This window comes from Advenella sp. FME57 (genome assembly GCF_014897675.1).
Classification (GTDB): domain Bacteria; phylum Pseudomonadota; class Gammaproteobacteria; order Burkholderiales; family Burkholderiaceae_B; genus Advenella.
Map to the genome: position 1 here is coordinate 88,614 of NZ_JABUXU010000006.1, position 19,371 is coordinate 107,984.

22 protein-coding genes are annotated in these 19,371 nt (G+C 56.8%); 2 read left to right on the top strand and 20 right to left on the bottom strand.

The features are described from left to right. Positions 1 to 193 precede the first annotated feature (193 nt). From lipA to INT32_RS22135, 14 genes are all read right to left on the bottom strand, one after another. The gene (lipA, locus tag INT32_RS08780) at positions 194 to 1,174 is read right to left on the bottom strand and encodes a lipoyl synthase (RefSeq protein WP_100696638.1); all 981 of its coding nucleotides are present in this window, start codon (positions 1,172 to 1,174) and stop codon (positions 194 to 196) included. A gap of 274 nt (positions 1,175 to 1,448) precedes the next feature. Further along, on the bottom strand, positions 1,449 to 2,075 hold the full coding sequence (gene lipB, locus INT32_RS08785; protein ID WP_193088489.1) for a lipoyl(octanoyl) transferase LipB: 627 nt from the start codon (positions 2,073 to 2,075) through the stop codon (positions 1,449 to 1,451). After that, positions 2,075 to 2,350, bottom strand: coding sequence for a DUF493 family protein (locus INT32_RS08790; RefSeq protein ID WP_128396139.1), 276 nt, complete (start codon positions 2,348 to 2,350; stop codon positions 2,075 to 2,077). The genes lipB and INT32_RS08790 overlap by 1 nt, the downstream gene beginning before the upstream one ends. Beyond that, a complete protein-coding gene (locus tag INT32_RS08795; protein WP_193088356.1) occupies positions 2,350 to 3,216 on the bottom strand; it encodes a D-amino acid aminotransferase in 867 nt (288 codons plus the stop codon). The genes INT32_RS08790 and INT32_RS08795 overlap by 1 nt, the downstream gene beginning before the upstream one ends. Before the next feature lie 18 nt (positions 3,217 to 3,234). Then, complete coding sequence (locus INT32_RS08800; protein WP_226816800.1) at positions 3,235 to 4,551, bottom strand: D-alanyl-D-alanine carboxypeptidase family protein; 1,317 nt, start codon at positions 4,549 to 4,551, stop codon at positions 3,235 to 3,237. 85 nt (positions 4,552 to 4,636) lie between these two features. Next, positions 4,637 to 5,308 carry an alpha/beta hydrolase gene (locus INT32_RS08805; RefSeq protein WP_193088357.1) on the bottom strand — a complete coding sequence of 224 codons (672 nt, stop codon included), beginning with the start codon at positions 5,306 to 5,308 and terminating at the stop codon, positions 4,637 to 4,639. Then, entirely contained in the window at positions 5,308 to 5,469 is a 162-nt protein-coding gene (locus INT32_RS08810) for a hypothetical protein (protein WP_193088358.1), read from the bottom strand. The genes INT32_RS08805 and INT32_RS08810 overlap by 1 nt, the downstream gene beginning before the upstream one ends. Before the next feature lies 1 nt (position 5,470). Further along, entirely contained in the window at positions 5,471 to 6,271 is an 801-nt protein-coding gene (locus INT32_RS08815) for a type III pantothenate kinase (protein WP_193088359.1), read from the bottom strand. Positions 6,272 to 6,275: 4 nt separating this feature from the next. Further along, complete coding sequence (locus tag INT32_RS08820) at positions 6,276 to 7,136, bottom strand: biotin--[acetyl-CoA-carboxylase] ligase (protein WP_193088360.1); 861 nt, start codon at positions 7,134 to 7,136, stop codon at positions 6,276 to 6,278. Positions 7,137 to 7,139: 3 nt separating this feature from the next. Continuing rightward, positions 7,140 to 8,525 carry a 3-deoxy-D-manno-octulosonic acid transferase gene (locus INT32_RS08825; RefSeq protein WP_193088361.1) on the bottom strand — a complete coding sequence of 462 codons (1,386 nt, stop codon included), beginning with the start codon at positions 8,523 to 8,525 and terminating at the stop codon, positions 7,140 to 7,142. A gap of 44 nt (positions 8,526 to 8,569) precedes the next feature. Beyond that, positions 8,570 to 9,523, bottom strand: coding sequence for a lipopolysaccharide heptosyltransferase I (gene waaC / locus INT32_RS08830; protein ID WP_193088362.1), 954 nt, complete (start codon positions 9,521 to 9,523; stop codon positions 8,570 to 8,572). A 237-nt stretch (positions 9,524 to 9,760) separates the two neighbouring features. Then, positions 9,761 to 10,570, bottom strand: a complete 810-nt coding sequence (locus INT32_RS08835; protein WP_193088363.1) for an endonuclease/exonuclease/phosphatase family protein — start codon at positions 10,568 to 10,570, stop codon at positions 9,761 to 9,763. Between the two features lie 9 nt (positions 10,571 to 10,579). Continuing rightward, on the bottom strand, positions 10,580 to 11,221 hold the full coding sequence (locus INT32_RS08840) for a site-2 protease family protein (RefSeq protein ID WP_226816803.1): 642 nt from the start codon (positions 11,219 to 11,221) through the stop codon (positions 10,580 to 10,582). Next, the gene (locus tag INT32_RS22135) at positions 11,214 to 11,354 is read right to left on the bottom strand and encodes a hypothetical protein (RefSeq protein WP_226816805.1); all 141 of its coding nucleotides are present in this window, start codon (positions 11,352 to 11,354) and stop codon (positions 11,214 to 11,216) included. Before INT32_RS22135 ends, INT32_RS08840 begins: the two co-directional genes overlap by 8 nt. A gap of 219 nt (positions 11,355 to 11,573) precedes the next feature. Between INT32_RS22135 and INT32_RS08845 the strand changes: the two genes are divergently transcribed. Both INT32_RS08845 and INT32_RS08850 read left to right on the top strand, forming a co-directional pair. Further along, entirely contained in the window at positions 11,574 to 12,446 is an 873-nt protein-coding gene (locus INT32_RS08845) for a neutral zinc metallopeptidase (protein WP_193088365.1), read from the top strand. A gap of 44 nt (positions 12,447 to 12,490) precedes the next feature. Beyond that, positions 12,491 to 12,787 (top strand): HigA family addiction module antitoxin, encoded by a 297-nt coding sequence (locus INT32_RS08850; protein ID WP_193088366.1) that lies wholly within the window; start codon positions 12,491 to 12,493, stop codon positions 12,785 to 12,787. Positions 12,788 to 12,950: 163 nt separating this feature from the next. On the opposite strand, the gene INT32_RS08855 is transcribed toward INT32_RS08850, so the two are convergent. The 6 genes from INT32_RS08855 to INT32_RS08880 all read right to left on the bottom strand — a co-directional run bounded on the left by INT32_RS08855 (position 12,951) and on the right by INT32_RS08880 (position 19,339). Continuing rightward, positions 12,951 to 14,120: a patatin-like phospholipase family protein gene (locus tag INT32_RS08855; protein WP_193088367.1), complete on the bottom strand. Its 1,170-nt coding sequence runs from the start codon at positions 14,118 to 14,120 to the stop codon at positions 12,951 to 12,953. 9 nt (positions 14,121 to 14,129) lie between these two features. Next, positions 14,130 to 14,927, bottom strand: a complete 798-nt coding sequence (locus INT32_RS08860; RefSeq protein WP_193088368.1) for a 3-hydroxybutyrate dehydrogenase — start codon at positions 14,925 to 14,927, stop codon at positions 14,130 to 14,132. A gap of 205 nt (positions 14,928 to 15,132) precedes the next feature. Continuing rightward, positions 15,133 to 16,926 carry an aspartate--tRNA ligase gene (aspS, locus tag INT32_RS08865; RefSeq protein WP_193088369.1) on the bottom strand — a complete coding sequence of 598 codons (1,794 nt, stop codon included), beginning with the start codon at positions 16,924 to 16,926 and terminating at the stop codon, positions 15,133 to 15,135. Between the two features lie 88 nt (positions 16,927 to 17,014). Beyond that, complete coding sequence (locus INT32_RS08870; RefSeq protein WP_193088491.1) at positions 17,015 to 17,299, bottom strand: FmdB family zinc ribbon protein; 285 nt, start codon at positions 17,297 to 17,299, stop codon at positions 17,015 to 17,017. 126 nt (positions 17,300 to 17,425) lie between these two features. Next, positions 17,426 to 18,727, bottom strand: coding sequence for a putative Na+/H+ antiporter (locus INT32_RS08875; protein WP_193088370.1), 1,302 nt, complete (start codon positions 18,725 to 18,727; stop codon positions 17,426 to 17,428). Between the two features lie 111 nt (positions 18,728 to 18,838). Then, entirely contained in the window at positions 18,839 to 19,339 is a 501-nt protein-coding gene (locus tag INT32_RS08880) for a GAF domain-containing protein (RefSeq protein ID WP_193088371.1), read from the bottom strand. Positions 19,340 to 19,371 lie beyond the last annotated feature (32 nt).

Consider the following 19,371-nt stretch of genomic DNA (forward strand, 5'->3'; position numbering starts at 1 on the left):
GGGCAGATGGCGGGATAATTGACCGGAAAACGACAAACCGGACCGGATTGCCTGCGCAACCCGTGTCCGGTAAATCATGCGCCATGCTCGTAACCATGGCGCAGGCATTGCCTGAATTTCAGAAAACCTCGTCGATAGAGCGATATAGTGCACGCCCAATCGCTAACGCCATCAGAGATCAGGTCTGCTCACATCAGAAACCGGCCGCGTGGGCCTGTTCGTCGGCGTGGTAGGAAGACCGTACCATGGCCCCGACAGCAGCGTGCGTAAAGCCCATTTTGTAGGCCTCTTCCTCGAACATTTTGAAGGTATCGGGATGAACGTAACGCAGCACGGGTAAATGGTGTTCTGAAGGTTGCAGATACTGGCCAATGGTCAGCATATCAATATCATGGTCGCGCATGTCGCGCATGACCTGCAGGATTTCCTCGTCGGTTTCGCCCAGTCCCACCATCAGGCCGGACTTGGTCGGTACGTTCGGATAGCGCTGTTTACAGTCGCGCAACAGTTTGAGCGAGTGCATGTAATCAGCGCCGGGACGGGACTGTTTATACAGGCGGGGAACGGTTTCCAGATTGTGGTTCATGACATCGGGCAGGCCGTTGCCGAAAATGTCCAGCGCCTTGTCCAGGCGACCACGAAAATCGGGAACCAGCACTTCAATCTGGGTTTTGGGAGAACGGCTGCGCGTCTCGTTGATGCATTCGACAAAGTGGGCCGCGCCGCCATCGCGCAGATCATCGCGATCAACCGAAGTAATGACCACGTAGTTCAGACGCATCGCCGCGATGGATTTGGCCAGATTGGACGGCTCGTTGACATCCAGCGGATCGGGCCGGCCATGGCCCACATCACAGAACGGACAGCGACGCGTACATTTGTCGCCCATAATCATGAAGGTAGCCGTACCCTTGCCAAAACACTCGCCAATATTGGGGCAGGAGGCTTCCTCACAGACTGTGAACAGATTGTGTTCGCGCAGGATTTTCTTGATGTCGTTAAAGCGTGAATTGGGCGCCGCCGCCTTGACGCGAATCCATTCGGGCTTTTTCAGGCGTTCAACCGGAATAATCTTGATTGGGATCCGCGACGTTTTATCGAAGGATTTCTGTTTCTTGGTGGCGTCGTACTGTTCGTCTTTGACAGTTGGGGTTACTGCTGTGTTGGTAGTCATAGTGATGTCACGGCCCTTATGGGAATGGACGTTACGGCAATAAGGCAGGTGTATTTACTGACGGCGATTTATGAAAGCCGCATGAAATTTCAGCTTATTTTAACGCTTAATAGGCGCTTATCCGCAAAAACCCTAAGAGCGCCATAAGTTTAGGCGGCGGCGCCTCTGGACAATGGGTGCCAGCGCGCATTCACCGGGCGATCGGGCCAGATCCCTGCCAGACCATGTTCCAGCCCTATCGCGAACACATTGCAGCCACAAACCCCGGCACGTATCAGGAAAACCGGGGCAACAACCGCTCAAGCACGCGCATGCCTGCTTCCTGCACAGTCGTATTGACACCCATGGTTTTCAGATCTACCGTTTGTAAACCCGCGTAGCCACAAGGATTGATGCCTGCAAAGGGTTGCAGGTCCATATCGACATTAAGGGCCAGGCCATGATAGGCGCAGCCCTGGCTGATTTTCACACCGAGCGCAGCAATTTTGGCCAGACTGCCGTCCTGCAAGGACACATAGACGCCGGGCGCCCCAGCCTTGCGACAGGCTTGTTCCAGGCCGAAACTAGCCAGGGTGTCAAGCACGACATCCTCGATCAGCGTCACGTATTGCTTGACGTAAATGCCCTGGCGACGCAAATCGACCAGCGGATAGACGACCAGTTGCCCGGGACCGTGGTAGGTGACCTGTCCACCACGATTGCAATGGACCACCTCGATCGCACCGGTATTGAGCAAATGTTCCGGCTTGCCGGCTTGCCCCAGTGTATAAACCGGACGGTGCTCTACCAGCCAGATTTCGTCCGGTGTCTCTTTGTGGCGACCTTCGGTGAACGACTTCATGGCCTGCCATACCGGCTCGTAGGGCGCAGGCCCGTCCAGATGGCGTACCTGTACTTGCATCACAAAACGATTTTGACCAGCGCGTGTCCGTGCAGCGCACGATACAGATTATCGAGCTGCTCACGGGAGGTGGCGCGTACCGTAAATGTCAGGCCAATGTAGTTGCCCTTGCTGCTTGGGCGCATCTCCACCGTAGCCGGATCAAACTGCGGATCGAACTGCAACACCACGTCTGTCAAGAGTTGTGCCAGTTCGGGATGCTGAACGCCCATGACCTTGATAGGAAAATCACTGGGATATTCAATCAGCGACTGCTCTGGTGGAATGTCTTTCATCATAATCGGGAAATTTCCTTGTCGTATTCAGCCCTTACCTTTCTGTATATGGGGCCGGGCTGGCCATTTCCAACCGGTGCGCCGTCCAGCTCCAGAACCGGCAACACTTCCTTGGTGGCCGATGTGACAAGGATCTCATCTGCAGCAAAAACTTCTGCACGAGTAATGTTGCGGGCTTCAAACGGCACTGCCGCCCGTTCGGCCAGCGTTGCCAGCAGACCGTAGCGAATCCCTTCAAGAATCAGGTGGTTCTTGACAGGCGCCAGCAAGGTGCCATCTTTGACCACCCACATATTGCTCAAGGACCCTTCAGTCAGAAAATCATTGCGAAACTGGATCACTTCATCCACGCCGCGCTCGGCGGCTGCCTGGCGCGCCAGAACATTGCCCAGTAACGACACCGACTTTATATCGCAGTGCAGCCAGCGCTCATCCGGCCCCGAGATTACGCGAATACCGTGCTCGCGCTGCTGTGCAGTTGGCCGGATAAACGGACCGCTGGAGCAGAAAATGGTGGGCGTAACCGCAGGCACGGGGAATACATGCTCGCGTTTGGCAACGCCACGCGTAACCTGCAGATAAATAAATGAGTCATCGGTTTCGGCGCGATCAATCATGTCCTGCATCAGGCCGGCCCAGAACTGTGAGGTTTTGCCGGTGGCCAGGCTGATGGCGTTCAGGCTGCGCTCCAGGCGCTGCACATGCTCGTTCAGCCGGAACGGCTTGCGGTTGTAGGCCGGCACGACCTCATATACGCCATCCCCGAAAATGAACCCCCGATCGAATACCGAAATTTTTGCTTCGTCGGCCCGTACATACTCACCGTTAAGATAAACGATGCTGTCGCTGTCTATACCCTGTATCACAACACTCTGCCCGAAAGATTAGCTATTGAAACTGCTCAGGACCTTGTCCCACATGCGTCCGAAGAAGCCGGCTTGCGGTACATCTTCAAGAACGGTGAGTGACTCCTGCTTGAGTACTTTACCATTGAGCACGAACTGAACATTGCCCACTGTCTGGCCCTTGGTCAGCGGCGCAACCAGTTTGCCGTTAATCTGCGTAATGGTCTGGACCTTGTCTTCCATGCCACGCGGCACGGTCACGCTGACGCCGTCGGCGGCACCCAGCTTGGCCTGCTTGACTGTGCCTTCCCAAACGCGCGGGCTGATGAGCGGCGCATCAGCTGCAGCCACCTGTTTGGCGGTAAAGTTCTGGTAGCCCCAGTCCAGCAGGTTCTGGCTGACCTGTTCGCGTTCGCGCACGGTTGCCGCACCAACGACCACTGAAATAAGACGACGATCATCGCGCTTGGCTGCGGCGATCAGGCAGTAGCCGGCATCTTCCGTATGCCCGGTTTTGAGCCCATCCACGCCAATATTGCGAGACAGCAGGCCATTGCGGTTGTGCTGGCGAATTTTGTTGTAGGTAAACTCAGGCTGGCTGAAATAGTGGTAATACTTGGAATGATCCTTGATCACGTGCTGCGCTAGCACTGACAGGTCGCGTACCGTCGTGTAGTGGTCCGGTGCCGGCAGGCCGGTCGGATCGGTAAAGTGGGTGTTGGCCATACCGAACAGCGCCGCTTCCTTGTTCATCTGGTTCACAAATACATCTTCGCTGCCGGCCACGGTTTCGGCCAACTGAATGGTGGCATCGTTACCAGACTGCACGACCATGCCCTTGATCAGATCATCGACAGTCACTTGTGTATTGACCCGGATGAACATGCGCGAACCACCGGTGCGCCAGGCTTTTTCCGAAACGGTCACTTCCTGTTCCGGGCGGATGCGGTTGTCATCTAGTGCCGAGAACACCAGACTGGCGGTCATCAGCTTGGTCAGTGAAGCAGGCGACACTTTCAGGTCCGGTTCCTGGTTGCCGATAATCTGGCCCGACGTGGCATCAATCAGGAACCATGCCTTGACATTGGTTTGTGGCGGCGTCATGCCGGCCACCTCTGCAAGCACAGGCGTATTGGCGTTGGTTACCGGCACGCTGGAGCGTGATTCAGGCTTGGGGGGTGAAGTAGGGGCTTGTGTAGAGGATCCGGTTTGCGCACTGGTTTGCGTCGTGTCCGAACCTGTGGTTGTCTGCGTGCTGCCCGAGGACGCACTATTGTTGGTTTTATTGAAGAAGACATAAGCGCCGCCTGCGACCAGGACGATGATCAGGATGAGAACAATACGACGTAGGAACATGGAAACGGATCCGGATAGAAGAAAGGATTTGAGAAGAGATGGGCCTGCCAGTTAGGAATTATAAGCGCTTGCAGGACAAAATGCGTTACAGGGTGGTTTCGGCGGACATCTGCTGCAACGCGTCGAGCGCCAGTTTTTTCAATTCGATCAGATAGCCATGAAAAAAATGGGTGGCGCCGGGAATAACCGTGACGGCAATGCGATAGCTGGCGATCCAGTCAAAGACTTCCTGCAGGGGTACCACTTCATCACGTTCCCCATGGATAACTACCGTGTTGGCAGGTAGCACCACCTCGCGCCAGGCGAACCGTTTTACTGCCGTGCCCACCAGGGTCAGCAATTGCGGCAAGGGCTGGGTTTGCTCTTCGTGCAACACCGAGTACAGTTGCGCTGCCACCGACGTTCCAAATGAAAAGCCGGCCAGCAGCCATGGCTTGCCGTCCAATTGAGGATGCGCAGTCAAAAAGGCCTGGATCAGCTGTTGCATGTCCTCGGTTTCGCCGCGCGCCTGGTCAAAACTGCCCTCAGATTTGCCGATACCGCGAAAATCGGGACGCAGCACGGCGTAACCTGCCTGCGCGTAGGCGCGCGACAAGGTCGTGACCACTTTATTGTTGCGCGTGCCACCATGCAGCGGGTGCGGGTGCAGAACCAGCGCCCAGCCCAGTAGCTGCTGGGCCTGATCGGGCCAGTCGACAAGACAGTCGATGCGGCCTGCCGGGCCGACGGTATCAAACGGTTCAGTCTGGATAGACATTAGCGTATCGGTCCTACTTCAATGGCGCCTGGCCGAAATTCGGTGGGGGTCTTGACGGTCGCCCCCAGACGCGATTCGCCCGGCTTGAGGCCAAACCAGCCTGCGCCCAATCCGTAAGTAAGGGCATTGGCCAGGACGACAATAAAGAAAAGCGTGCGCATATCAGGCGTCCGTTGAGTGCTGTGCAAGCGCGCGCAGGCCGTCAAGGACCGGCGATTCGCTCTCGATGACCGGTATTGTACCAAATCCCATGTCAACGCTGAATGAATCGATACGCGCCTGCAGTTCCGGCATGATCGCCGCGCGCGCGCCCCCGGTGACAAAAACCAGCGGCGCGCGGCCCAGATGTTCGGTCACCTGCTGCCACTGCCGGATCACACCACCCGTTTGCGCAGCCACAATGCCGGCGGCAATGGCCGCCTGGGTGTTTTGCGGAAATGATGGCCACACCTGTGCTGACATCGGGGCAACGGGCAGGCGGGCCGTCCCTGCGCCCAGCGATGATTGCATCATGCTGACGCCAGGGAAAATCACCCCGCCCAGAAAAGTTTCATGATCGTCGATCGTATCGACCGTCGTCGCCGTCCCGAAGCTGACAAGCATCATCGGGCCATCGACGGGTCGCGCAGCCAGAATGCCCAGCAGGCCAAGCCAGCGATCGGGCCCCAGCTCGGCCGGGTTGTGATAGCGGTTTTTCAGCCGCAGCAGGCGCGCTCCCGGCGTCTGCCACTGGATCAGGCACGGCGCAAGGATCGCGTCCAGTTCCTGGCGGATCGCCTCGGTGGTGACACTGACGCCCAGCGCCCTGGCCGGCGCCTGCGGCAGTTGCCTGATCAGATCGGCCAGGGCATTCAGGTCCGCAGCAGCAAAGGCATGAACGCCTGTGTCGGCAGACCGGCCTGCCGAATCGTAAAGGGAAACTTTGATGCGCGAGTTGCCAGCGTCAATCAGAACGGTCAGCATAGGGTCAGCCCTGGCCTTCAGGCCGGATGGAAATATCGCCGATCGTAATGGCGTGCTGTTGTCCGGCGCATTCTACCAGCAGACAGCCGTCCTGATTAACGCCACGGGCGGCGCCGGACAGGACGATCCGCTCATCCTGGATCACATTGACCTGTTGCTCGCGCAGTGCATCTATCTGCGAATGACGCGCCATGAAAGCGGCAAACCCCTGCTGCTCATACTGCGCAAAGGCGTCGCGCCACGCCCGGGCAATGCGTGCAACCAGCAAGGCGATGTCTTGCGAGCGACCGGGGTCATCGCTCATATCGCCCAGCACCGAGGTCCAGTCGGCGACCTTGCGCCCCAGATGCTGGGTCAATTCCACTGCGCTGGATAAATTCATCCCCATGCCGACGATGACCACATGGTGGTGCTGCGATTCGCGCTGCACCGGCCGGGCTGATTCGACCAGCAAACCGGACAGCTTGGCCTGATCGTACAAAATATCATTGGGCCACTTCATGAGCAGGCGATCCTGCACCGCCGGGCCGGTGATTTTTCGCAACTGCTCGCAGGCGACAATCCCCACGACCGGCGCCAGCATGGGCAGGCGCGCAGGCGGCACGAACACATCATAGGCGCAGGAAAACATCAGCGTGGAACCGGGCGTGTCCTGCCAGCGCCGCCCTGCCCTGCCGCGTCCGCTGGTCTGGGTATGGGCGCCCAGCAGCGCCGGCCGGCCCATGGCAGATTGCGTACCTCTGACTTCCTGCATCAGGTTGACGTTGGTCGAACCGACCTGCTCAACCCAAGCGATACTGGCAAAGTCTGGCAATGCCGAATAAAGGGTTTTTTGCAGGACGGAGGCGCTTGGTAACAGTGACATGGTTTACTTCAGATAAGGCTGCAACGCAGACATGATTCTATCGGTAGCGCCCTCGTGCAGGGACAGCCATTCTTTGGCAGCGCGACTCATGCCCAGGCGCAATTCGGGATTCTCCAGAATCCGCAATGCCAGGCCAATCGCCTCGGAGGGCGTCTGGGCGCGGCGGGCAGCGCCCTCGGCCAGCGCATCTTCTACCGATTGCTGGAAATTGCGGGTATGCGGGCCCACGATGACGGGCAGGCCAAGCGCACTGGCTTCGATATGATTCTGGCCACCCAGCTCGGCAAAACTGCCAGCCACGATGGCCACGTCGGCCAAGCCATAAAAGAAAAACATTTCACCAACCGAATCGCCCAGCAATACATCGGCCGTGCGCAACTGGTTATCGGTCGGAAAGTCGCTGCGCCGACAGAGACTCAGGCCATCATCAGCCAGATATCCGGCGACCAGATCAAAGCGTTGCGGGTGCCGGGGCACCAGGACAAACAGCGGCATCCGATTGTGGTCGACGCCCGATGCGTCTTGCCGGTCTGCCCCGCCCTGTTCGTCCCGAGAGGCCTGATAGGTCTTTTTTACCTCGGCGATGGCGCGGGTAAACAACTCGTCTTCGCCTTCCCGAGTGCTGGCAATCACAATGACAGGCCGCCCGATATGGCGTCGCGCCACCTGCCCCATATGCGACTGTTCGGGCGAGATGCGCAGGTCAAACTTCAGGTTACCCACCACGCGGGTGCGCTTGACGCCGATTTCCGCAAGACGCGCTGCGTCAATGTGGGTCTGGGTGAGAATCAGGTCAATACTGGTCAGCGCCTTGCGCAGCACGCTGCCCAGCAGTTGTCCGCGGCGCAGCGACGCCGGTGAAAAGCGCGCACTGGCCACGATAACGGGAATATTCTGTTTCTTGGTCTGAGCCACCATATTAGGCCAGATTTCGCGTTCGATCAGGACACAGCAGCGCGGCTTCCAGTAATCGAGAAACCCTTGCACGGCTTCGGGAAAATCGTAAGGCATCCACGCCTGGCACAATCTGCCGGTATTGATGGCCGGCGCAAACAGTTTGCCGCCAATTGACCTGCCGGTTTCCGTAAAATGCGTCAGCAGGACAGGCAACCCCTGGTCCAGCAGCGCCTGCACCAGCGGCTGGGCGGCCCGCGTCTCGCCCAGGCTGACGGCATGCACCCACACCGGCCGGGCAAAATCGAATACCGATTCGGCATAACCCTCGTCATCGTCATGCGGGCCGGCCTGCTGTCTTTCGGTATAACGGCCATATCGCTCGGGACCACGGATATCCCAAACGCCGCCAGCCTTGCGCGCGCGCCGTTGCAGCCACCACAGCAGCAAGGGTGAGGCCATTCTTAGGGTTGCAGTATAAAAAAAGCGATTCATGTTCTGATTCTAGGTACCGGGACGGCCACAAGGAAGGATCACTGTCAGGCCTGCAAAGCCTGTTTCAGTTTTGACACCACCATATCTTGCGTTGGCGGCAGGCCCCGGTCGCCCAGGCTCGCAGTAAAGCCGGCGCCTTCCAGGGGCGTGCGCACCGGTGTAGAGGCGCTGTAGATACCGATAGTGGGACGACCAAGCGCCGCCGCCAGGTGCGTCAGACCGCTATCGAGACCGACCATAATTTTGCAGGCTGCCAACAGTTTAGCAACTTCGGTCAGGTTCATTCTGGGTAAAACTTCGGCATTATCGAAATCCCGTATAAGGGCGTGTGCCCTGGCCGTCTCTTTTTCGTTCCCGGCAAGCAGCTTCAGCCCCAACCCTGCCTGCTTGAGCAGACCAAAGACGACCAGCCAGTCCTGTTCGGGCCATAACTTGTCTTCTCGACTGGCCGACGGCATGATGACTGCATAATCCTGTATCGGCGTGTTATCGGTAAAGGACTGCAGACCGAAATCGGGATCCCCCGAGAAGGTATAACCCAGCGCAGCAGAGGCCAGCAGGCGCTGACGGCGCACCGCCGGCTGCCAGAATTCGACCTTATGGCGATCATGATAAAAAAGCGAGGCCAGCGACTCACGTGCCGAACGCCAGTCCAGGCCGTGGCGCCGACCTTTTGCCTGGCGCACAACCCAGGCCGATTTCATTAGCCCCTGCATGTCCAGCACAATATCGTAATCCCGCTTGTGCAGGTTCTGGGCGAAGGCTCGCCGTTCACTGCAGGCCTGCCGCGAGAGCCACTGCTTGCGCCAGCGGCGGTGGGAAATGACAATCACCTCGTGCACGGCAGGATGCCAGGCAGGAATTTGCGCAAAATTTTCTTCCACGACCCAGTCGATTTGCGCACCAGGCACATGCCGATGAATGTCGGAGATGGCCGGTAGCATATGCACCAGATCTCCCAGGGAAGACGAGCGAACAATCAGGATTTTTTTTGTCATCGTAGCGATTTTCGTACTGTGACATGCCTGAAGGTCTGCCACGGGGTAACTGAGTGCAAACTCAATGGGCAAGCTGCGGCAGCCGCAACCTGCAGTTGCCAACGCCAGGCACGCCCTGAGTATTGGCCGCTATTGTAGCGAAGAATGAGGCGTTGCTGCACCCGGCTTTCGCAAAGCAAGCTGCGCCTGGGCGCAAAACCCGCAAATTGGGAGCAACCAGTGTCGGATGGATACATTTCAGGCCAGTTCCAGTTCGGCCAGGATCGGCGCATGGTCGGAAATGCGTGCCCAGGGCAGCCCCTTGAGCACCTGCGCCGACAGGATGGTAAAGCCGCGTTGGTACATGCGATCCAGCCGCAGCCAGGGGAACATGGCCGGGAACGTACGCGGTGGCGCCAATTGATCCACTGCCATCAGGCCGCGACCGTCCATCATGCTACGCAATGACGTTTTCAGGCGCGGCAACTCGTTATCTATCCGCAGCGGACTGTTGGCGAACACCTCGTGCAGCCCCAGTTCGTGATCGAAATAAGGCGCCAGTTTCTCGTTCCAGTCGTTGAAATCGCCGGCCAGAATAAGCGGTTCATGATCCGGCACCAGCCGCTTGATGCGTTCGATGATGGCAACGGCCTGCCGACCGCGACTGGCGGCAAACAGCCCCAGATGCGCGACAAAACAGTGAACCGTTTTGCCGTCGACTTCCACCCGTGCATGTAACACACCGCGCTGCTCCAGCCGATGGTCGGAAATATCCTCGTTTTCATGCTCCACAATGCGAAACCGGGAAAGCAATGCATTGCCGTGATCGGTGTCGGTGCGTACAGCATTGCAGCCATAACAGACATCCATCGACAAATGATTTGCCAGCATATCCTGCTGCGCGTGTAACGACTCGAACCGGCTGTTGCGGCCCTGCACTTCCTGCAGAAATACCAGATCAGCGCTCAGTTGTGTCAACCCGGACTGCAGATCGGCAAGCGACACGCGCTTGCCAAATGCTGACTTGCCTTTGTGGATGTTATAGCTGACAACTTTGAGTGTAGTCATGATTTATGCTTATCCGAACAGAAACAGACGCCCAAGCAGATCAAGCACCACACCGATGACCGGCAGCAGCACCACCTGCAACAGACCAAAGGCGATCAAGCCAAGCACAATGAAAAATCCGTAGGGCTCCAGCCGCTGATAGGCAATGGCCCACTTCGCAGGCAGAAAGCCGGCGATGATGCGGCTGCCGTCCATGGGAGGAATAGGCAGCAGATTAAAGACCATCAGGAAGATATTGAGCGTAAAGCCGGCAATTGCCACCTTCCACCAGTAACTGTCCAGCAAACCAAAACCCAGCAACAGACGCGCCGTGATCACCCACAAGATCCCCATTAACAGATTGGCCAGGGGCCGAGCCAGCGCCAGCAGGATACTATCCCGCTTCGGGTTTGCAAATTGTGACTCGTTCACTGGAATCGGCTTGGGCCAGCCCACCACAAAACCCGGGTTGGCGGCGATCAGCAGCAACGGCACAAGAATGGTGCCGATGGGATCAATATGTTTGGCAGGATTAAGTGTAAGGCGGCCCAGCATGAGCGCCGTGCGATCGCCCAGCTTGTGGGCGACAAAGCCGCGTGCCGCTTCGGCAAGCGTAATGGCAAAAATCAGCGGAATGGCGTAAATGGTAATGGCACGAATAATGTCATTCATGATGGCGGCGCCCCTCACGGCAACGGACTGGCCGTTCGGCAACGATGGCCTGTAGCCAGGCCTGCCCGCTTCCACCATTCACACAACGATCGCCCGGAGAACCCGGTACGCCGACAACAACTTGATTCAACATATTTTTCATGACCCTATTTTAATCGTGAAAACCCACAAAAGAATGACAACCGGGTACCCCATGCGATTTCAGCTGCGCTGCAGATCTTGCATTCGGTTACGTGATTTGCCGCAATTTACCCGGTGATCCCGTATAAAATCGGGGCGCAGTCATATAATTTCAAAGAAAAAAACAACCTGCCTGTCTCATTGTCGGTGGGTTTGCAACAGAGGGATCAAGATGCGATTAGACGATCAGGAACAAAGCAGCAATGTGGAAGACCGCCGTGGATCCGGCGGCTCTGGCCGTGGCCGTGGCATGCGGCTGGGTGGGGGCAAGATCGGCATCGGCACGATCGTCGTTGCACTGGCCGCCTGGTATTTCCTGGGCATCAATCCGATGACCATTCTGGGCGGTGACGATATCCAGCAGGAACCCGCCGGGCAGTCACAACAGGCCGGCGGGCCGGTTGCCGATGACCAGGACAAAGTATTTATGTCCAAGGTGCTCAAGACCACCGAAACTGTCTGGTCTGGCATCTTCAAGCAAAATGGCGGCACGTATCAGAATCCGGCACTGGTGCTCTACTCCGGCGCCACCCGCTCCGCCTGCGGCGTTGGTCAGGCCGCGATGGGGCCGTTTTATTGTCCCGAAGATCGCAAGGTGTATATGGACATGAGCTTCTTTCATCAGATGGGCGCGCAAATGGGGGTTCAGGGTGACTTTGCGCAGGGCTATGTGCTGGCTCACGAAGTTGGGCATCATGTACAGAATCTGCTGGGCGTCATGGACAAAATGGCCCAGGCGCGTAGTTCAATGAACGAGCGCCAGGCCAACGATCTGTCGGTGCGCGTCGAACTGCAGGCAGACTGCTTTGCAGGTATCTGGGCGCATGAACTGCAGAAAGAAGGCACCATTATTGAAGACGGCGACATTGAGGAAGCCATGAATGCCGCCGCAGCGGTTGGCGACGATCATATCCAGAAGCAGGCTCAGGGCTATGTAGTGCCCGACTCCTTTACGCACGGCTCTTCAGAGCAGCGCATGGGCTGGTTCAAGCGCGGCCTGGCCGGCGGCGATATGAAACAGTGCAATACGTTTGCGCAGCAGTAAGGACGGGATGAATCGAATATCTGGACGATCCTAAGGAGTAGCATATGAACGCGCTTAATCATCCTCATCCTGGCCTCATTTTGCGTGAAGACGTCATTGTTCCGTTGGGTCTAACAGTAAGCGATGCCGCCGAAAAATTAGGCATGTCTCGAACTGCATTTTCACGTGTGATCAATGCAAAGGCGGGGATTAGCCCCGATTTGGCAATCAGGCTGGAAACGGCCGGCATCAGTTCCGCCCGCTTCTGGATTGCCTTACAAGCTGAATACGATCTTGAAAAAGCCAAGCAGCATAAGCAGCCAAAAGTTGCCCGTTTAATGGTTAAACCGGCGCTGACCTGACTGAAAAACTGCTAAGGAACGCCTATGCGCATGACTCGGCAATACATCAATTTCTCATGAAAAGCCGACGATTTCGTTTGTCCGTTAGCGCCTCCCCCTATAAAACCCAAACCGGGGTCTGCACGGAGTCAATCGCCCTTATTTGCCCAAACACTCGCCCTGCTCAGAACTTTCTCTTGCGGGCCGCTTCGCCTTGATTGCGATGAATATCATGTGTCACAAATGAAATATCATTATCGGGCATGGCAAGATAGTCGGGGTGCGATAGCGTACTGCGAATGTCCTTAAGCCCGGATTTCCAGTGATCGCGCATGGCACTTACGCCGAACTGATAATCTTTGTTGAACGACTCGTACTCGCGATCGCGGTAAATAAGTTGAATCACATTGCAGTGCTTGCTGTCGGCGATCGCCCGGGCCATATCCAGTGTTTCCGCGTCCAGCGTATGCTTGTCTGGTAACTGCTCAAGCACTTTGGCCATGACCGAACGCATGCGTTGCGTGCGTGCCCATTGATTGGTGACGAGCCGGGTACGGCTGGAGAACTGGATTTCCTTGACCCGGTCATAGACCTGCAGCATATTGTCTGGCAAATGCCCGCGGGCGCTCCATAAATCCACCTGGAAGACCAGTGTGTCGGCGTTCACTTGTGCATCCAGCACATAGCCCAGCGGTGTGTTGGACATGATCCCGCCGTCCCAGTAATACTCGCCATCGATCAGAACCGGCGCGAAGGCCGGCGGCAATGCGCCGGAAGCCATGAAGTGCGCCGGTGTCAGACGGTGCCTGTCGTTGCAGAAATAGGTGAAGTTGCCGGTGCGCACATTCACAGCGCCGACCGATACGTTCAGGTGCCCATGGTTGATCAGGTCAAAATCACACAGCCGTTCAAGCGTCTCGCGCAATGGCGTCATGTCATAAAAACCGGTATGCTCAATGCTGCCTTTCGCATACAACGAGGGTGGCGGAAAGCGCGGCGTGAAAAAGCCTTTTTGCCCGTCCATCATGGCAGACATGCCATACATGGCCGATAGGCTGCTGCGGGTCAGGTCATTGAACCGGAACAGGCTTTGTTCCAGCCACGGCATCAGCCCAAAACCATTATTGGACTGGCAGATGGTATCCCAGAACTCATGGAGCCGTTGCGCGCGTTTGCCCGGCGGGTTTCCGGCAATGATGGCGGTGTTAAGCGCGCCAATGGAGATGCCGGAAATCCAGTTGGGCTCTATTTCGGCCTGCTCCAGGCCTTCAAATACGCCGGCCTGGTAGGCGCCAAGCGCCCCACCACCTTGTAAAACCAGCGCAATCCGTTCGTACTCGGGTAACTGAACCATAAATATGCTCTACTGCATGAACCAGCCGTGGCTGACCACGACCGATTGACCGGTAAGCGCGTTATTGGGAAACGCGGCCAGAAACAGGGCCGTCTGGGCGATATCCTGCGGCGTCGTAAATTCGCCATCCACTGTCCCCGCCAGCATCACGTTCTTGATCACCTCTTCTTCCGAAATACCCAATTCCTTGGCCTGTTCAGGAATCTGTTTTTCCACGATGGGCGTGCGTACAAAACCAGGGCAGATCACATGCGAGCGCACATTGTGGGCAGCGCCCTCTTTGGCCAACACCCGGGCCAGCCCCAGCAAGCCGTGCTTGGCGGTCACATAAGGCGCTTTCAGTTTTGAGGCCTCATGAGAATGCACCGATCCCATATAAATAACAACGCCTTTTTTTGCCTTGTACATATGCTGCAGGGCCGCCTTGGTGGTCAGGAATGCACCATCCAAATGAATGGCCAGCATCTTTTTCCACTTTGCAAATTCGAACTTGTCGATAGACTCGATGGTCTGGATGCCTGCATTTGACACCAAAATGTCCAGCGCGCCAAAGTGCGCGACAAGATCGTCCACGCCCTTGTTGACCTGCGCTTCGTCGGTCACGTCCATGGCAATCCCGAAGGCTTTTCCACCCGCAGCATTAATTTGCTCTGCCACCTCGTTGGCGCCGTCCAGATTCAGGTCTGCAATGCCCACTGCGGCACCGGCCTTGGCATACGTTTCGGCAATTTCCTTGCCCAGGCCGCTGGCCGCGCCGGTAACCAATGCCACTTTGCCGGCGAGTGAGGTTTGTACTTCGGTTGTCATTACATCTCTCCTGAAATTTCAATGAGCGGGTGGCGGGTACGCGCCCGAAGACAGGCCCTTGCCACTGGCGAGTAAACAAATAGGAACGGAACACCAGAATAACAAAATTATAGGCCCACTGATTCGGTTACGCAGTAGCGCAACACATACATGCCGCAAATGGACGAAAAAAAAGCCAGAATCCGATTCTGGCTTTTTCTCTGGTTTATTCGACGACTGTTTTATTACGCAAACGAATATGCAGCTCACGCAATTGCTTTTCATCGACTGGCGATGGCGCCTGCGTAAGCAGACACTGCGCCCGTTGTGTTTTGGGAAAAGCAATCACGTCACGGATGGACTCGGCGCCAGCCATCATGGTCACCAGGCGATCCAGCCCCAGGGCCAGGCCGCCATGCGGAGGCGCGCCGTACTGCAGCGCATCCAGCAGGAAGCCGAATTTGGCGCGTGCCTCTTCATCGCTGATGTTCAGGGCACGGAATACCTTGCTTTGCACTTCTTCGCGATGGATACGGACTGAACCGCCGCCGATTTCCCAGCCGTTGAGCACCAGATCATACGCCTTGGCGTAAGCCTTGGATGGATCAGTGGTGAGAAAATCCTCGTGACCATCTTTCGGGCTGGTAAAGGGATGGTGCGCGGCGAAATATCGTCCCTCTTGCTCGTCATACTCGAACATCGGGAAATCAACCACCCACAACGGCTTCCAGCTGTCTTCGAACAGGCCGGTGGATTTGGCAAAGTCACTGTGGCCCAGCTTGACACGCAAGGCGCCCATGGCGTCGTTCACGACTTTGGCCTTGTCGGCGCCAAAGAAAATGATATCGCCGGCGGCAGCGCCCGAACGTTGCAGGATTTCATTGATCGCAGCGTCGTGCAGGTTTTTCACGATCGGCGACTGCAGGCCTTCGCGACCCTTGGCCGGGTCGTTGACCTTGATCCATGCCAGGCCCCTTGCACCGTAGATGCTGACAAACTGGGTGTAGTCGTCAATTTCCTTGCGTGACAACTCGGCACCACCCGGTACGCGCAATGCGACAACACGTCCGCCCGGCTGGACCGCAGCGGCAGAGAACACCTTGAAGTCAACGTCTTTCATCACGTCGGTCAGTTCAGTAAACTCCAACTTGACGCGCATGTCCGGCTTGTCGGACCCGAAACGGCGCATGGCTTCGTCCCAGCCCATGATCGGGAAGCGTGCATCCAGGTCCACGTTCTGCACCTGCTTGAACACATGGCGCACCATGCCTTCAAAAATTTCACGAATCTCTTCTTCGTTCAGGAACGAGGTTTCGCAATCGATCTGTGTGAATTCAGGCTGGCGATCGGCGCGCAGGTCCTCATCGCGGAAGCATTTGACGATCTGATAGTAACGATCAAAGCCGGCCACCATCAGCATTTGCTTGAACAGCTGGGGCGACTGTGGCAGGGCAAAGAACTGCCCATCATGCACCCGTGATGGCACCAGATAATCGCGGGCGCCTTCGGGTGTGCTTTTGGTCAGCATGGGTGTTTCGATATCGATAAAGCCAAGCCCGTCCAGGAACTTGCGCACTTCGATGGAAACCCGATAGCGCAGCATCAGGTTGCGCTGCATTTGCGGGCGGCGCAAGTCCAGTACGCGATGCGTCAGGCGGGTCGTTTCAGACAGGTTTTCGTCATCAAGCTGAAACGGCGGTGTGACGGAGGCATTGAGCACTTCGACTTCGCGGCACAGTACTTCAATTTCACCCGAGACCAGCTCCTTGTTGGAGGTGCCTTCGGGGCGGCGGCGCACCAGACCGGTAATACGGATGCAGTATTCGTTACGGATTTCTTCCGCTATTGCAAAGGCCTGCGCATTGTCGGGATCGAAAACGATCTGTGCAATGCCTTCGCGGTCACGCAGATCAATAAAAATCACGCCGCCATGATCGCGGCGACGGTGCACCCAGCCGAAAAGGGTGACAGTTTGATCCAGCTGATCAAGGCTGACTTGACCGGTGTAGCAGGTACGCATGAAAAATGCTCCGAAATTCTTTGATTTTGTGTAAATGCTTGAAGCGGCACAGGCCAGAGGCACTGCGCCGCCGCTGGCAGACGGCAAATTATGCAGCGCTGCCTTCAGATGAGGATGGGGTCGGCGCGGCCGCGCTCTGACCGGCACTGCCCGTGTCGGACTTGGCCGCAGCGTTGCCGGCGCCATTGCTGCCGCCGCGGAAATCGGTTACATACCAGCCAGAGCCCTTGAGCTGAAAACCGGCAGCAGTAACCTGCTTGGAAAACGTGCTTTGACCACACTCGGGACAAGTGGTCAGCGGCGCATCGGACATTTTTTGCAGCACATCCTTGGCATGGCCGCAGGCGCTGCATTTATATGCATAAATAGGCACAACGAACTCGCAAAAAAACAGGGTGAAAAGAGATACAAACCCGAACGGGGCGACCCAAAAAATGGGGCGCATTCGGGAATGCATATAGGGACTTATCCCCAAAGTAACCTCTTATTTTATCGCAATTTACAGACCTGTATTTCCCAGAAGTTGCACCGGCAGCAAAAACATGGCCGCGGCCACCAGTGTCGGAACCAGCGCCGCCAGCAACAAGTATTTGGGCGAGATCGCCTCATCGGGAAAACACCCCTTGAGGATGGAAAACCCGGCCGGATTGGGCGCATTGGCAATCACGGTCAGACCACCGCCGGTCACCGCGCCGGCAACCAGCATATAGCGCCAGACCTCGTTGGTGCCCTCCACCAGCGAGCCCAGATACGTTAATGCTGCGTTATCGGTAATTGCCGTCAATGCCGTTGCACCCCAGTACAGCAACGCGGGCGACAGCCCTGCCAGCAAATCCTGCAGCCACCATTGCTGCAACCCGCCCAGCACAATAAGCCCCGCCAGAAAGAACGCCACCATGAGCGCCTCTTTGATCATCAGCTTGTCCTGATAGTGTTCGTAGGCCGAGCAATAACCCACAAACAGCATCATCAACCCGATGAACACGGCCGGATGGTGGGCGAAAATCACAATACTGGCCAGAAATGCCAGATGAATCAGAATGACGAACCAGGGCACCGGCGCACGTTCGTCACTATTGGTCCGGGTCTGTTCATTGGCATGCTCGCCGGCGACCACCAATTCCTTGCGCATCAGAAAGGTAAGCGCACTGGCATTGATCACCACCGCAATCGCTGCCTTCCAGCCGAAATGGGTTGCCATGTACGCAGAATCCCAGCCAAATGAGCTGGCCACCATCAGCACTGGCGGGGCAGCATAGGACGTAAGCACCCCACCGATGGAAATATTGACGAACAGCACGCCCACGGCCATGTATTTGAACCGGGTATGGCTGCTGTGATCAAAGAATGCACGCTTGAGCAACAAGGCGGCCAGCGTCATCGCAGCCGGTTCGGTAATAAACGACCCGGCCAGCGGGACCAGTGTCAGGGTCAGAAAAAAGGTGGCGATAGAGGTCTGCAGGGGCAGCACGCGGGCCAGATAGCGCACCGTTGTGCCGACCATCACCAGAATAGGCCGGCTGGCGGCAACGACCATGATCGCAAATACGAACAGCGGCTCGGTAAAGTTTCGGCTGTCCATATACTTGACCGCGCTCTCGAGCCCGCCGGTCACGCCCATGAAGATGATCAGAATGGACGCCCATAAGCCGAATACCGCCTCGACCTCCGAAAAAACATGCCACAAGCCCGAGTGCGGCCCGCCCTCATGTGCTTTTCTGGCAAAAAACGGCACCGAAAAGGTGTGCACAATGGCAATCGCAAACAGTACCGTTGCGATCAACTCGATCATGTCCGGCATGATTATCCTTTATTTGTCACTAACGAAATGGGGGGATTTTACGGACATCCCCATGATGATTTCAATCGAAACACAGACAAATAAGGGTTTATCTGTGCACGATCAGGCAGATTACACCCTGGCGCCAACGTAGGCATCCAGCCATACCTGGCAGAGCGCCTGCATACCGGCTTTGTCCTCTTGGGTAAAACGGTCAGGCTTGGGACTGTCCACATCCCAAACGCCGATCAGCTTATCATCCCTGAACAAGGGAATGACAATTTCCGAACGGGACGCCGCATCGCAGGCAATATGGCCCGGAAAGGCAAATACATCAGGCACCAGCTGGGCTTGGCCGGTCGCGGCCGCCGTGCCGCATACGCCTTGTCCCATTGCAATACGTACGCAGGCAATCTTCCCCTGGAAAGGCCCCAGCACCAACTGGCTGCCATCATGAAAATAAAAGCCGGCCCAGTTCAGATCGGGTACGGTGTGATACACCAGCGCCGCCAGATTGGCCGCATTGGCAATATGGCTGGGTTCGCCGTCAAACAGCGAGCGCGCCTGGGCAACCAGTGTGTCGTACATGGCTGGCACCGACTCAAAGCCGGAAGAATGATCGAAACTGAACATAATCGGTCTTGGATAGAGTGAGCACCGCAGTT